This window comes from Enterobacter sp. MF024 (assembly GCF_005843915.1).
GTDB classification, from domain to species: Bacteria; Pseudomonadota; Gammaproteobacteria; order Enterobacterales; family Enterobacteriaceae; genus Enterobacter; species Enterobacter barmai.
This window is the reverse complement of sequence record NZ_VCBB01000013.1, coordinates 130,901-146,821: the sequence shown is the minus strand read 5'-3', so window position 1 is coordinate 146,821 and position 15,921 is coordinate 130,901. Positions and strand designations below refer to the sequence as shown.

Annotated in this window: 6 protein-coding genes; 3 read left to right on the top strand and 3 right to left on the bottom strand. The window is 54.6% G+C overall.

Annotation, left to right across the window (positions count from 1 at the left end; all coding sequences use genetic code 11):
• The first annotated feature begins 61 nt into the window (after positions 1-61).
• From FFB58_RS18730 to FFB58_RS18720, 3 genes are all read left to right on the top strand, one after another.
• Positions 62-8,296, top strand: coding sequence for a cadherin domain-containing protein (locus tag FFB58_RS18730; RefSeq protein WP_205735746.1), 8,235 nt, complete (start codon positions 62-64; stop codon positions 8,294-8,296).
• Positions 8,293-10,983, top strand: coding sequence for a tetratricopeptide repeat-containing sulfotransferase family protein (locus FFB58_RS18725; RefSeq protein ID WP_138370676.1), 2,691 nt, complete (start codon positions 8,293-8,295; stop codon positions 10,981-10,983). The genes FFB58_RS18730 and FFB58_RS18725 overlap by 4 nt, the downstream gene beginning before the upstream one ends.
• A 407-nt stretch (positions 10,984-11,390) precedes the next feature.
• The gene (locus tag FFB58_RS18720) at positions 11,391-12,008 is read left to right on the top strand and encodes a caspase family protein (RefSeq protein ID WP_138370675.1); all 618 of its coding nucleotides are present in this window, start codon (positions 11,391-11,393) and stop codon (positions 12,006-12,008) included.
• A gap of 369 nt (positions 12,009-12,377) precedes the next feature.
• On the opposite strand, the gene FFB58_RS18715 is transcribed toward FFB58_RS18720, so the two are convergent.
• The 3 genes from FFB58_RS18715 to FFB58_RS18705 form a co-directional block, all read right to left on the bottom strand.
• The gene (locus tag FFB58_RS18715) at positions 12,378-13,517 is read right to left on the bottom strand and encodes a hypothetical protein (RefSeq protein ID WP_138370674.1); all 1,140 of its coding nucleotides are present in this window, start codon (positions 13,515-13,517) and stop codon (positions 12,378-12,380) included.
• Between the two features lie 18 nt (positions 13,518-13,535).
• Positions 13,536-14,741, bottom strand: a complete 1,206-nt coding sequence (locus tag FFB58_RS18710) for a M15 family metallopeptidase (RefSeq protein WP_138370673.1) — start codon at positions 14,739-14,741, stop codon at positions 13,536-13,538.
• A gap of 500 nt (positions 14,742-15,241) precedes the next feature.
• Positions 15,242-15,856: a hypothetical protein gene (locus FFB58_RS18705; RefSeq protein ID WP_138370672.1), complete on the bottom strand. Its 615-nt coding sequence runs from the start codon at positions 15,854-15,856 to the stop codon at positions 15,242-15,244.
• Positions 15,857-15,921 lie beyond the last annotated feature (65 nt).

Here is a 15,921-nt window from a genome sequence, read left to right as displayed (position 1 = left end):
GGCGGTCACCCTGACCGGTAATCCGGATTTTGAGAGCAAAGCCAGCTACAGCTTCACCGTTGTGGCTACCGATGCGGCGGGCAACGCCAGCGATCAGACCGTGACGCTGGATATCAACAACCTCGACGAAGTCGCCCCGATGATCACCAGCGGCACAACCGCCACCGCGATTAACGAAAACAGCGGTGCAGGGCAGGTGATCTACACCGCGACCGCCACCGACACGGCGGATATCAGCAATGGCGTCACCTTCTCACTGAAAGCGGGCAGCGACGCAGGGCTAACGATTGATGCGACCACCGGCGCGGTCACCCTGACCGGCAATCCGGACTTTGAGAGCAAATCCAGCTACAGCTTCACCGTTGTGGCTACCGATGCGGCGGGCAACGCCAGCGACCGGATGGTGACGCTCGGTATCAATAACCTCGACGAGGTTGCGCCGACCATCACCAGCGGCGCAACCGCCCCGGCGATCAACGAAAACAGCGGTGCGGGTCAGGTGATCTACACCGCCACCGCGACCGATACAGCGGATATCAGCGGGGGCGTCACCTTCTCGCTGAAGGCGGGCAGCGATGCTGGCCTGACCATCGATCCGATTACCGGCGCGGTCACGCTGACCGGCAACCCGGATTTCGAAGCTAAATCCAGCTACAGCTTTACCGTTGTCGCCACCGATGCGGCGGGCAATGCCAGCAGCAAGACGATCACGCTCGGTATCAACAACCTCGACGAAGTCGCCCCGACCATCACCAGCGGCGCAACGGCCACCGCAATCAACGAAAACAGCGGCGCGGGTCAGGAGATCTACACCGCCACGGCCACCGACACGGCTGATATCAGCAACGGCGTGACCTTCTCGCTGAAAGCGGGCAGCGATGCGGGGCTGACAATTGATGCGCATACCGGCGCGGTCACGCTGACCGGCAACCCGGATTTCGAAGCTAAATCGAGCTACAGCTTCACCGTTGTCGCCACCGATGCGGCGGGCAACCACAGCGACAAGACGGTGACGCTCGGTATCAACAACCTCGACGAGGTTGCCCCGACCATCACCAGCGGCACAACCGCCACCGCAATCAACGAAAACAGCGGCGCGGGCCAGGTGATCTACACTGCCACGGCCACCGACACGGCTGATATCAGCAACGGCGTCACCTTCTCGCTGAAGGCGGGCAGCGATGCGGGCCTGACTATCGACGCGAACACCGGGGCGGTCACGCTGATCGGTAACCCGGACTTTGAGGCTAAACACAGTTACAGCTTTACCGTTGTCGCCACCGATGCGGCGGGCAATGCCAGCAGCCAGAAAGTTATCCTGGGTATCAACAACCTCGACGAAGTTGCCCCGACCATCACCAGCGGCACCACCGCTCCGGCGATCAACGAAAACAGCGGTGCGGGTCAGGTGATCTACACCGCCACCGCGACCGATACAGCGGATATCAGCGGGGGCGTCACCTTCTCGCTGAAGGCGGGCAGCGATGCTGGCCTGACCATCGATCCGATTACCGGCGCGGTCACGCTGACCGGCAACCCGGATTTCGAAGCTAAATCCAGCTACAGCTTTACCGTTGTGGCTACCGATGCGGCGGGCAACACCAGCGATAAGAAGGTGACGCTCGGTATCAACAACCTCGACGAAGTTGCGCCGACCATCACCAGCGGCATCACTGCCACGGCGATCAACGAAAACAGCGGTGCGGGCCAGGTAATCTACACCGCCACGGCCACCGACACTGGCGACATCAGCAACGGCGTCACTTTCTCCCTGAAAGCGGGCAGCGACGCGGGGCTGACCATCAACCCTAACACCGGCGCGGTCACCCTGACCGGCAACCCGGACTTTGAGGCTAAATCCAGCTACAGCTTTACCGTTGTGGCTACCGATGCGGCGGGCAACACCAGCGATAAGAAGGTGACGCTCGGTATCAACAACCTCGATGAAGTTGCCCCGACCATCACCAGCGGCGCGACGGCCACCGCGATTAACGAGAACAGCGGCGCGGGCCAGGTGATCTACACCGCCACCGCGACCGACACGGCGGATATCAGTAATGGCGTCACTTTCTCACTTAAGGCGGGCAGCGATGCGGGCCTGACGATTGATGCGACCACCGGGGCGGTCACCCTGACAGGCAATCCGGATTACGAAGCTAAACACAGCTACAGCTTTACCGTTGTCGCTACCGACGCGGCGGGCAACGCCAGCGACCAGACGGTCACGCTCGGTATTAACAACCTCGATGAGGTTGCCCCGACGATCACCAGCGGCACAACCGCCCTGGCGATCAACGAGAACAGCGGCGCGGGTCAGGTGGTCTACACCGCCACGGCGACCGATACAGCGGACATCAGCAACGGCATCACCTTCTCGCTGAAAGCGGGCAGCGACGCGGGGCTGACGATTGATGCGACCACCGGCGCGGTCACCCTGACCGGCAATCCGGATTACGAAGCTAAAGCCAGCTACAGTTTCACCGTTGTGGCTACCGATGCGGCGGGCAACCACAGCGACCGGACGGTGACGCTGGATATCAAAAACCTCGACGAAGTTGCCCCGACCATCACCAGCGGCACAACCGCCCCGGCGATCAACGAAAACAGCGGCGTGGGCCAGGTGATCTACGCCGCCACGGCGACCGACACCGCCGACATCAGCGGGGGCGTCACCTTCTCGCTGAAAGCGGGCAGCGACGCAGGCCTGACCATTGACCCGGTTACCGGCGCGGTCACCCTGATCGACAACCCGGATTTTGAAAGCAAATCCAGCTACAGCTTCACCGTTGTCGCCACCGATGCGGCGGGTAACCACAGCGATCGAACGGTCACCCTGGATATCAACAACGTTGATGAGCAGGCTCCGGGCTTCACTACCGGCAACAGCAGCGACAGCTACGCCAGCGCCACGGTGAGCGTTGTCGAGAATACCGCCGCCAGCACCGTCTTCTATACCGCGCAGGCCGTTGATAATGACGCCGCCGACGGTGGCGAGCACGTCACCTACAGCCTGGCTGACGAGCCTGGTCGCGCAGACGCCCAGTATTTCACTATCGACGCCGTAACGGGTGCGGTCACCTTTAATTCCAGCCCCGACTATGAAGGTAACCACGCGCCGCAATACACCTTCAGCGTCGTTGCCACTGACGCCGCGGGTCACGCGACCACGCAGAGTGTCACCGTTAATGTCACCGATGTGGACGAAATCGCACCGACTGTCACGCTCGACGGCAGCACGTCGGGGCCGGTGATGTTGAGCCCGGCGACCTACAACATGCTTCCCAACGGTTTTGACACCACCGCGCTGGGTGACGGCAGCTTCCTGGTGACCTGGGCAGGCAACAGCAATGGTAGCTTCGGGATCTATGCGCAGCGCCTGAGCGCACAGGGTGTCGCGATGGGTGATGCCGTACAGCTCGCATCAGGTGCGACCACCACGTTCTATAACTGGTCAGACACTGTTGTCAGCGTGACGGCCATTAATGATGCAGGGGCTTACGCCGTGGCCTGGGTCGGCCAGGACGGCACCAGCAACGACACCAGCATTTATACGCGGTTGTTCAACGCTGACGGCACCGCAATATCTGCAGCTGTGAAACTTGATGGGGCCGCTTCTGTCCATGACGTTGCCCCGCAGATCGCGACGCTGGCCGATGGCGGCTATATCGTGACCTGGTACCTTAGCGGCGGCGACGGCATCTACGTGCAGCGCTTTGACGACACCGGGGTTGCTGTGGGCAATACCCTGCCACTGGCAGTGCCTGGCTCTTACAGCAATGCCAGCCCGCAGGTGACCGTTCTGGACAACGGCAGCTACGTGGTGACCTGGCAGGGCAACACGTCGGGCGACTACCACATCTACCTGCAGCAGTTCGACGCCAACGGCACCGGCACCGCCCCGGTGGTGCTGGATGCCACAACGGGAGTCGACCTCAACAACGAATCCCAGCCGCAGATCACGGCGCTGGCTAACGGCGGTTATGTCGTCACCTGGTCGAGCCTCGACTACAGCAACTCGAACTACACCAACAGCACCTGGGTGCAGCAGTTCGATGCCACCGGCGCGAAAGTCGGTGGCATAGTGGAACTGGACGGCGCAAATAACAGCGGCAATTTCGGTTACAACGATGCCAGTCCGTATGTCGCAGCGCTGGCCGACGGTGGCTACGTCATCACCTGGATGGAATACGACAGCACCAACGGCTCCTACGAAAACTCTGTCTATGTGCAGCAGTTCACTGCGGGTGGAAGCAAAGTGGGCGCTATCGTGCAACTGGATGCACCGCACAACAATACGACCATCAACTACGACGAAAATCCGCGCATCACGGCGCTGGGTGACGGCGGCTACGTCGTCACCTGGATGGGTAATGGCGGCCCGGGCCCGGACATCTATGTGCAGAAGTTCAATGCCAGCGGTGTCGCGGTAGGCGATATCGCGCGACTGGAAGCTTCCGGCGGCGCGATTGACCAGTTCCCACACGTCACCGCCGTCGGTGCAGACGGCGAATACATGGTGACCTGGTACGCTTTCAATCCTGCCAACGGTATTTTTAACTTCAACCTGTATGTGCAGAAATTTAACGCCGACGGCAGCACCTACGAAAACCTCGTTGTGCTGAACCATGACGGCCACGCGACCGTGCAAAGCAGCGAAAGCGGCACCGTCTATCTGGTTAACGACACTGTGATGGTCAGCCAGCTCAGCGACATTACCGGTGCGGCCAGCGACCAGTGGGCCAGTACAGCCGTCACCGCCAATACCCCTGCAGCGATCTCCGCAGCCAACCTCGCTGACGGCACCTACCATGCCTGGGCTGTTGATGCGACAGGCAATCTGTCGGTCATTTCCGGCAGCAGCGTGATGGTGGATAACGTCGACCCTGTCTTCACCAGCGCGGCCACCGCCGCCGACATTACCGACAGCACCGTCGCTGGCGACACCGTCTACACCGCTGCGGCAACCGACGCGCACGGCGTCACCTACAGCGTGAACGACACCCACCACTTCCGCATCAACGCCAGCACCGGCGTCGTGACGCTGATCTCCAGCCCGGCCATGGTCAGCGGTGCGCAATTCATTGTCACCGCCACCGATGCCGCCGGTAATCAGGCCACGCAGACCATCACCTACAACGTTGTCGACACCACGCCGCCTGGCGTCATGCTCGCCAGCGACCTGGATGGCGTGGAGAACAGCAGTGAGGCGGTTATTGTGCAGAGCTCCGAGGACGGCACGGTTTACCTGGTCAGCGACAGCGTGACGGTAACGGATCTGAACAGCCTCACCCGTGCTGCCGACAACCTGGTGAACAGCGTTGCCGTCGCATCTAACGTCGGCACCGTACTGGCGCTGACCGGCCTTGCCGACGGCAGTTACCACGCTTACGCCGTGGACGCGTCCGGCAATGTCTCTGCGATCTCCGGCAGCAGCGTGATCGTGGACAACACTGCACCTGTTATTGCAGGCGGTGCGACTGCTACCGGCACCGCCCTCACCAGCGGCGCAGCGGCGGGCACCCAGGTTTACGACGCCAACGCCAGCGATGCCAACGCCGTCACCTACAGCCTGGATCAGGACAGCCTCGGCTGGTTCGACATCAATGCGACCACCGGCGTCGTCACCCTGAACAGCGCCGCCGTGGCTGGTAGCTACAACCTGGTCGTGACCGCCACCGATGTGGCTGGCAACCACAGCAGCCAGACCGTTACCGTTGAGGTGGCACCAGGCCTCAACCTTGATGGCAGCGCGATGGTCTCGGGCAGCACCAACGACACCTCTACCGAGATGACCATCAACGTCGGGCTGGAGAAGCTGAGTAACGGCTATACGGTTGTCGAGTATATGCGGCAGACCGGCGGCGACTATATCACCTGGGATCCGACCGGCGCGCTGTACGATGGCGTCGTCAGGGTGCTGGACGCGAACAACAACGTCGTTAAGACCCTGGACATCACCATTCCTGCGGGCTACACCATGCTGGATACGCAGATCAAGGCGCTGGCCAACGGCGGCTTCGTCGTGGCCTGGTCGCAGGTGGATACCCTTAACTGGAATGACTACAGCGTTCACTACGCTATCTACGACAACAGCGGCAACCTGCAATCGAGCGATACGCTGGCGTCGCCTGGCTCCGGCGTCACCATTGCGGCGCAGAGCAGCGCGAATGGCGGTGATTTCGCCATCGCCTACCAGACGATGGGCACTGGCACCGATCAGCAGCAGGCCGTCTCTGTCTTCCACTACAACGGCAGCGGAACCAGCTTCACCGAGGGTACACAGAACCTGATCGGCGGCAACAGCACGAGTCAAAACTTCGGCGGCGTTGCAAGCCCGGCAGTCCAGTTGCTGAAATTCCAGCTGTCGCCGGGTGTGCTGACGGCACTGAGCGATGGCAGCTATGTCCTGGCCTCCGAGGTCTACGACTGGATTGGCACGCCGGGCCAGTCGGCGACCAGCACGCCTATCGGTGCCTTCATCTTCAAGCTCGACTCCAGCGGCACGCTGGCCAATTTCGACGGCGGCACCACCTGGCAGCGCGTTAACTGGAATGACGAGCAAACGTCTCCGACCAACGTCATTGCGTTCGACGGCGGTTTTGCCGTCTTCAGCCAGGAATACCGCTCTGCGACCTGGGAGGTCACGCTCTACAACAACAACGGGACGCTGATCACCACCAACGTCCAGAGCAATACCGTCTATAACATGGGGACCCAGAGCTATCACGCCGTGGACGTTGGCGCGATGGACAAAACGCTCCATGACGAGCTGGCGTGGACCAGCAACGGCTCCGTGGCGGCATCGGCCACGGCCTACGACAACGGCACCGATCTGGTGTTTGTGTTCCCTGACGGTAACGGCGGCTTTAGCCAGGTCACCATTTCCAAAACTACCGGCGAGCTGACCAGTGCCGTGACCGACAGCGGTATCACGGTGCCTCAGGGCGGGCAGTTGTATAACCCGCGGATCGTCTCCGATGGCGCGGGTGGCTATGACATCACCTATTCTGTGCTGTTTGATTCCGACTCCAGCGATGGCAGCAAGAGCGGCTACTCAGTGGGGGGTATCTACCAGATCGGCCTGAATGCGCCTGTGGCACCGACAGTGACCGATGCCCATATCGCCATCACCTCCACGCCAGGCGGCGCAGACGGCAGCACCTACAAGGTCGGCGATACCGTTACCGCCGTGTGGGACAACTCCGCCAGCGGCGATGCCAATACCAACGCTGTGACCAGCGTCACCATGGACTTCAGCCAGTTTGGCGCCAGCGCGCCGACGACCGCCTGGGACGACGGCACCCACGGGGATGCCATCGCGGGCGATGGGAAATACACGGCGCAATACACCCTCAGCGCCGGTGCCATTAACAACGTCGACAGTCGCAACGTCGCCGTTACGGTCACCACGGCGAACCACGGCACGGCGACGGCGGCGGACAGCACCGGCCTGACGGTCGACAACACCGCGCCGTTACTCACCAGCAGCACGCCGCAGGACAACGGCGGCAGCGTTGCCACGGGCGCGAATCTCACCCTGACCTTCAGCGAAGATGTATTGGCCGGCAGCGGCCATATCACCCTCGTCAACGAGAGCAACAGCAGTCTGAACAAGGTCATCGACATCACCGACAGCGCGCAGGTCAGCATCAGCGGCAACACGGTGACGGTTAACCCGACAACGGACCTGGCGGCGGGCGCAAACTACCACGTCCAGATCGACAGCAGCGCGTTGCACGACACGGCGGGCAACGACTATGCCGGGATCAACTCCTCGACGGAGCTGAACTTCACGACCGTTTCCGCCGGGATGGGGAATTCGTCCATTGTGGTCTTCGACCTGACGACGGGCCAAAGCTCCGATCACAACGGGCGCGTCTTTGATGCCAATACCGCCTACACCATCTATATCCAGGTCAACAGCAATTCCGGCACGCTGGTAGGGCTGGACAGCAACGAGATGTGGTCTGGCGCGCAGAATCTGGGCCTGGACGACAAGATCGTGCTGGTGGGCACGGGCAGTGATGTTAAGGGACAGTGGGGCGACCCAGTGATGGATATGCATCACGGTGGGAATGCCGTTAACTGGGTGGCGGGGTTCTCTATCTCGATGTCCTCTTATAACGTCGCCGGCGTTGACGCAAACGGCCAGTTCACTCGCAATTACGGGAATAACGTGGATCTCTGGAACGGCACCTGGAGCGTAAATCCGAATCAGGACAATACGTTTGCTCAGGCCTATATGCCGGCGATGCCTGCTGGCCTCCTTACCTCACAAGGACTGGCGATGCCATGACAGGTTCTCTGACGTTGCTCCGCCGTCTGGTGGAGATGCAGCAGTTCGATGCGCTGCAAGAGGCCTGTTATAGCCTGCCGGTGATTTCACCGGCAGAACAGGTGCTGCTGGCTCTGGCCGAGATCCATCTGGGCCAGCCAGAAGCGGCCCGTCAGGCGCTGATGGCGCTGGACCCGGCGGCACTGGAGGTCGACGCCCGCGTCGACCTGGCCGCCATCCACCTGTTCTTTGGGGAGTTTGACGCGGCGCAGGCGCTGCTGGAGGCCACCCGCCCAGAGTCGCCAGACCACGCGCTTCTGCTGGCGCGTCTGGCTGCCTGTTACGTGGAGCATCAACGGGGGGAGGAGGCTATCCCCCTGTATGAACGTAGTCTGCGCCGGCAACCCGCTATCACTGTCTATCAGCAACTGCTGCGCCTCTACCTGCAACGTGCGGACCTGCCGCAGGCCGGGGAGACGCTGGCCGCCGCCAACCTCTTCTGGACAGACGAGCGGGAGTACTGGCCCGCGCAGCAGGCGGCTCTACACGATCAGCAGCTGCGCGGCCTGCGTCTGGAGCTGTGGCTGGCCCGTGACGACGTTGCCCGCGCGGATGCCTGGCTGGAAGAACGCCATGCCGATCTGGCTGAAGGGGATTACTGCGGCCTGCTGACCGGTTATGCGCAGCGTCTGGCCGAGCGTGGACGCCATGCCCAGGCTGAAGATGCGCTGCGCCGTGGGCTGGGGCATTACCCGGAACAGCCGAACCTGTATCAGCAGCACGCTGAACTGGCGGAGTTACAGGGGCGACTGCCTCAGGCCATGGCGTTGCTGCACCGTGCCATCCATCTGGCCGGGCAACAGCAAAAAATGACGCTGCCTTTGCGTCTGAAGCTGGCGAGTGTCGCCACCCAGGGCTATCCGGCGCTGGCGCGTCAGATGGCCGAACAGGCTATCGAGGAGGCTGGGGCCCTGACGCCGTCACCCGCTATGGACGCCGCGCAAATCGGTCAGTGGCTGGCGCAGGCGCAGGTGGCCCTCGCCGGAGTGGATGTCCAGGAGCAGCACTACACCGGGGCGGAGGCGCGATACGTCGAGGTGCTGCAAGCGCATCCGCAACTGGTCCTCGCCCTGCAGGGGCTGGGCCATTTGTATATGCAACTGGGTCGCATCGACGAGGCCGTGGCGTTGTTCGAGCAGGTCCTGGCGATCGACCCGGCACGCGGTCATGCGGCACTGATCAACGCCCGACGTTTTCCGCAAGACGACGAGACGTTGATCCGCCTGGAAACCCTGGCACGCAAGCCGGGCATGTCCGGCCCGGTGCAGCCCGGATTGCTGCTGCAACTGGCTGCGGCCTGGGAAAAGCGCAAGGACTACGCCAAAGCTTTCACTCTGGCCAACGAAGCCAATGCGGCCAGCCGCGCACTTCTGAGCTATGACCCGGTTGCACATCGGCAAGACTCCGCGCGGATCCGTCATGCGTTCAGCCGTTCGCTCTTTGAGCACCGACACGGCATCGGCAACGATTCAACGCTGCCGGTGTTCGTACTGGGTATGCCGCGTTCCGGTACCACGCTTGTTGAACAGATCCTGGCGGGACACAGCCAAATTTACGGCGCGGGCGAGCTTGGGGTGATCCCCAGCACGATCGCCCGGCTGGAACGCTGGGAACGTCATACGGGTTCAGGACGTCACTACCCGGACTGTGTGGACGATCTGTCGGCCGATGCCGTGGCGGGTATCACCGCCAGCCTGCTCAAGGAACTGCGGGAAACCGTGCCAGAAAACGCGTCTGAAATCCGGCACGTGGTGGATAAGCTGCCGCACAATTTCGAGAACATTGGTCTTATCAAGCTGCTGTTCCCGAACGCGCGGATAATCTCTGTGCGCCGCGACCCGCGCGATATCGCTATCTCCAATTACTTCACCGACTACTCGGCAAAGCACGGCGGTATGGGCTTCGCCTATGACCTGCGGTGGATTGGTGAACAGCTGGCCGATCACAACCTCATGATGCACCACTGGAACCAGGTGTTCCCCGGGGACATTCTCGAGGTGCGCTATGAGGACGTGGTTTCTGATCCGGAGCGCGAGGCGCGTCGCATGCTGGATTACGTGGGCGTGCAATGGGAACCGCAGGTGCTCGACACCACGGAACTGGACAGGCCGGTCAAGACCGCCAGCGTGTGGCAGGTGCGTCAGCCTATCTATCAGACCGCGCGCGAACGCTGGCGGCGTTACGCGGACTTTCTGACGCCGTTGATCGCCGGGACCAATGCGAAGATTGTGCATGAGCCCGTTGAGATGGTGAGCCTGCCCGTACCCGGCATGCAGACCGATGGCATCGCGCACTATCGTCAGGGGAAGCTTGATGAAGCCGAGATGCTCTTCAGGCGCCTGCTGCATCACGTGCCCGAACACGCGACCGCGCATTTTATGGTAGGCCTGATTTGCATTCGTAAAGGGTATCTGGCTGATGGCATTGCGCACATGGAAAAAGGACACCAGGCATGTCCATGGAATGGCAACTGGCGACGCGATCTGGCGCAGGCATATGAATTAGCGGGGCAACCGGATAAAGCACAGCTGTTAAGGGGGCGTCACGTTGGTGCGGATGACAGGGTGGTGAGCGCAGGGGATATTGAGCAGGATGATGCATGCCCGCTGGGCTTTTCCGTTCGCACCTCCGCGATAGAATCGTTTTAGTTGATCTCGGTATTAGCGGGCAGGGACGCCCGCAAACTTCTGAATGGGCCGTACATTAGAGGGAGTGACGGGCGGCTTTGTGTCAGGAGCGGGCGCTCACTTTCGCATGAAGAATAACCAAATACAGCCTACTTGCTATAGGTAAATACTTGGAGTATAAACATTTTTTTTTGCCATCCACCCTAAGATATTATTGCATTAACTTTTTGAGCTATGGATAGTTTCCGGTTAAAGGTAAATCAAAGATTGATGCATGAAATATCCAATAATTTTAAAAGGAAGATATGAATCCCACTATATTTTACTTAATGAATTCTAATAGATAACTGATGACGGTCTGTTGTGTACAAACGTACAAGTTAGGAAAATTAAACTCCTGTGGTGCACTTGGCTTACTAAGGATCGATATGAAAGTACCTATGATTAATTATGAAAACCCTGAATTAAATACGCATTATGATTATGTTGGGATTATTGATGGTTTAAGTGGTGAAGAACGGGTGGATTTTGGTATCACAACTGAATTAAGTAATTTTCTGAGGAACGAAAATTTACCTGTAGTAGATAAGCTAGTAAATACAAAGCAGGAAATGCTAGATGCGTTAAATCTTTTCTTTATAGATGCTAAAAGCGGTAAGCGCTTCATGCTCCACTTTGTAGCTCATGGGAACGAAGATGGAATTCTAATTGGTGATGAGTTTATAACCTGGGACGTTTTACGTACGACTTTACAACATATCAATATGGCAACAGAAGGGACATTGCTATTGAATATGAGTACGTGTAAAGGTCTTCATGCAGTTAAAATTGTCCCTGCATCTGGTGAGTATCCTTTTTTTGGTTTGATTGGTGCAAAAAATGATTTAGATGTAAGTGATGCGCTTAATGCAAATAAAATAATGTATCGTAAGTGGCTTGATGACCTGCCAGTTCAACAGATCGTGCCTGAGACAAATAAAGAAATAGGCAAAGACGTTTTATTTAATATTTCATCGGAAGGATTTAGAAAATTAACTAACCCTTAGTGATGCTTTTTTTGCTACTTATTATATATTATAAAATAACAGCTGGATTTAATGGAAATCCAGCACTTACTTAAGTTATGCCTAGGTAAGATGTATATAAAATCAGTTTCTGCCTATCGCTGTGATTTCAACGAGTCAAAGCAGACGTCCTGTTAAAATAACAGATTTCATTTTAACAACTCTTATTAGCATTGGATCTTGTTCATCACATTTTCCATGGTACGTGATAAAGCGTGCCAAATAAATGCTTCAAATGGGAATATGCGATCAGTAGAAAATCGTTCCGCTTCTTTCCCGCTAACCAATCGATACATTCTGAATTTTGGAGCTTTTTGACTGAGATCATATGGCTTACATTTTCAGTGAGAACTATTTGTTCTGAGGTACATATGGAAGATCCCAGTAGCAAGTATGAAAATGAAACGGGGTCGGCTGAACTATGAATTCATCAACATCTAAAGATTCAAATTGCTCGTTCGAAGAAAAAACAAGTCCGGCGTTTCCGACAATCGCATTATTATTAACGCCACAATATACAAGGTTTTTATCTATATATGCACGAATATTTCCACCTATACCAGGTCGGGATAAATAGACATCCAATGTATATGATATTTTATCGCTTATTATGCTTGAGATATCTTTTCGATCGACTACTGCCCAGTACTTTCCTGGTTCGCTATCGGTCACATATCGAATTGAAATTTTTTGGTCACCACTAATTATAACTTCAGAACGATCATATCTATCAACTCCATTGGACGAACCGTAATATGAGTTATATAAAACTATTCCTGCATAGCATCGTTCATTACTACAATTAGGTGATAGTATTGCCTGATAATGTCTACCACTATAAAAACGACTACCTTTTTTATCGAGAAGTACATCTCCTATATAGATACTAACCCACTCTTTCCCCCTTGAATTACCTCGTATATTATATTGACCTCCTAGTGCAATCCAGTTTTGCTCTCCGCTTATTGCTTTCCAATTCGCAGAATCATTGCTAAAATCCGAAAATATATTCTCAACAATAGTAAATTTAGAAGCGTATATTTTTTCATTACCTTCCTTCGACTTTAGCGCTAAAGTCAAGGTATAACTACCTACCGGTAATCCGCCATATCTAGGTGTGATTACTCGTAAACAACTGTGACTGGGATTGCATGGAGGAAATGGTTTTAGGGGGGGGGTTATTCTTTTCCCTACAGTATTAAAACCCCTAATGGTGCATCGACCCACCTTATTAGCTTGCATAATAGGGAACCATTTCTCATCCATAATCGTACGTCCACTCGAATCTTCAGATAGTGTATATTTTACTTGATCATCATCCGTACACTTCCAGGAGATAACTGGAGCGGAGGTCTCATTAACTTTGTCAGTTGGGTACAGTGCAATATCTTGTACATCACCCTCTGCTATTGCAAAATGACAAAATAAAAAACTTAATAATAAACTAATTTTTTTTAGATTGTGATTAATTAGTCTTGAGGTAAGTAACATATTTTACTCCACTTTGTTTTATATTTTTTCAACCGCAGAAGTTAGCTCTATCAAATTTTGCTCCTTTAGTGAGTTTCTTGCATTCATTTCTTGACGCCATCTCTCAATCTTTTTTCCGATACCTTCATTTTTAATTAAATCCTGCTCGTGTTTTTGTAAGCGATCTTGATATAACTGCAACTGGTTACGATAATATGCACTCTCATCACTCCATTTTGCCCATGCGCTAGCTTGCTGCTTCTCGCTATTATTTAACTCTGCCGTTGCTGATAAGTATTCGTTATAAAGCGAATTTTTTTCTTTATCAAATGCATTTTTTAAATCAATGTGGGTGCAGTCGTTATATGATTTCCCCGCTGGACACCGATTATAAACCAGAGATGAATACTGATTTTTTAATTGTTGCACACGAAGCCTCTGGTTTTTCAATTGAATATCGGCTTGCTTCAATCTCAGTTGTTCTTTCTGAAGTTTATCTCTCTGTATATTGATATTCTTCTTTTCTAAATTTAATGCCAACTCAGACTCAGACAATCTCCGCCGTTCATTCATATAATCAGGTTCAGTGTCAGAGATTTTTTTCTTATTCTCGTAGTAAACAACTCGATTCTCAGCATATTTTTCTGACATCGGGGAAATTTCTATTTCAATACGATTTACAACATCCCCCCAGTCGGTAGCACTTTCAGCTTGGAAATGCCAACCCTCATCGGCAACAGCCTGTACCCAACCAGCGGACTCCAACGCAGGAATTAATCTAGAGTCATCCCCATTTCTGATAACATCAATAGCTAACCCATACTCATGAAAAGATTTCCCTGGTTTATTGGCCTTATTTGCTGGGGGGCCACCATAAAGAGAATTGAGAAATTTCTCATATAGCTCGGCCTGCTCTCGAACATTTCTTCTACCAGAGCGAATTTGAATGAAATTAGTCTTATGGCCATCGGTGTTAATATAAGAATGGTTAGCTTTTAAATACATGTTCTTAGCGGATTCTTTTAAGTTTACAATCTTGGGATCTACTTCTATTAATGGTGTGTACCGCACTTCATAGTCTACGCTCGGTATGTCTATTTCATCTTCTTGCTCGCTATCAGGTAAGGTGTGGGGGAGAGGGGATAATGATGATGGAGAATCTAGCTCTTGTTTTAATAAAATATTGATTGTTGTGTACTCATGAGTATCACAATAATCACCAATACACTTGTCGTTATTTTTCATTTAAACAACCCCGGCATCAATAATAATAAATAAGGGCATGTTATTTTTATAGTCTAAGTTTGAATTCTATGCCACTTGGTTTGAGTAGAATAATAATTCGAAATTATGACAAACTAAAGAATAAAATTTCCCAGCATCCTTTTAGTATTGATATTTGAATGGGACTATAAGACCTCATAATTACCAGCTTACAGACCTACAAAAAGGTTTCAATTGTTAATGATTTAGTGCTTTTGACGTAAATACAAGTCGAATTATGATAGTTATTTACCATTATGAAATAAACAGGATGCTAGCTCTTCGCTCACAGTTGACCTATGACTATTCAGCTTGTCCGCTTCGTGCAAGGGGTGATTACCCTAATTGGTTAATACAGATTTCGCAGGTTCTGTCTTCATTGTGACAGTGACCAGAAAGGTCAACTCAGTCTGCTCCTCACTCAAAGCAGCCTGTCTTCCTTAACACTTCTGTGGAGAAGGAAGACAGGCTGCCCAGCGACGTTAAAACTGCGGCTTGGTCGCGTTTTGCTGATCCATAAATTTTATTCTGGCGTTTTGCCAGGCAGGATCGATCAACGTCAGTTTTGTGCTGGCCACTTTCAGTTCGGCTGTACCCTGTTCGCATCCCATGCCTGTCCCGGGCAGGGGTTTTTCACACCATATAGGGTTCGTATCAGGGGCGGAAACCGGGCCATATTTTGCCAGTGCGGCTTCCTTCATTGACGCTGCATTATCGCTCGTCCAGGGGATCTCATAGGAGATCAAGGCTGCAGCCATCGGGTTGCTTTTGTCGTAAGGGACGCGAGGTTCGAAACTTACCTGCATCCGGGTACCGTTGTTCTCATAGACCAGATACATAACCTGCGGGCTCCCGGTAATCTTGGTTGCCACCTGATATGCCGCAGACTTAGAGGCTTCGATTTTGTCGGCTGAGACACCAAAATTTTTCTGCATCGCTGCACGGGCTTGTTCAACGCTCATCCCGGTCTTCACGCCGCCGACATCAAAGGATTTTACATCAACAGCATGTACCTGCTGCGCGGCGCTGGCGGGGGAGACGATACAAGGTAAAGCCATAAGAATGGCAGGGGGCAATGCGAAGAGAGTTTTTTTCATCTACTTTCCTGTAGGGGTTAGTTGAATGCATTTTCCATTTTCAGCTTCAAGTGTGTGGTAACCCG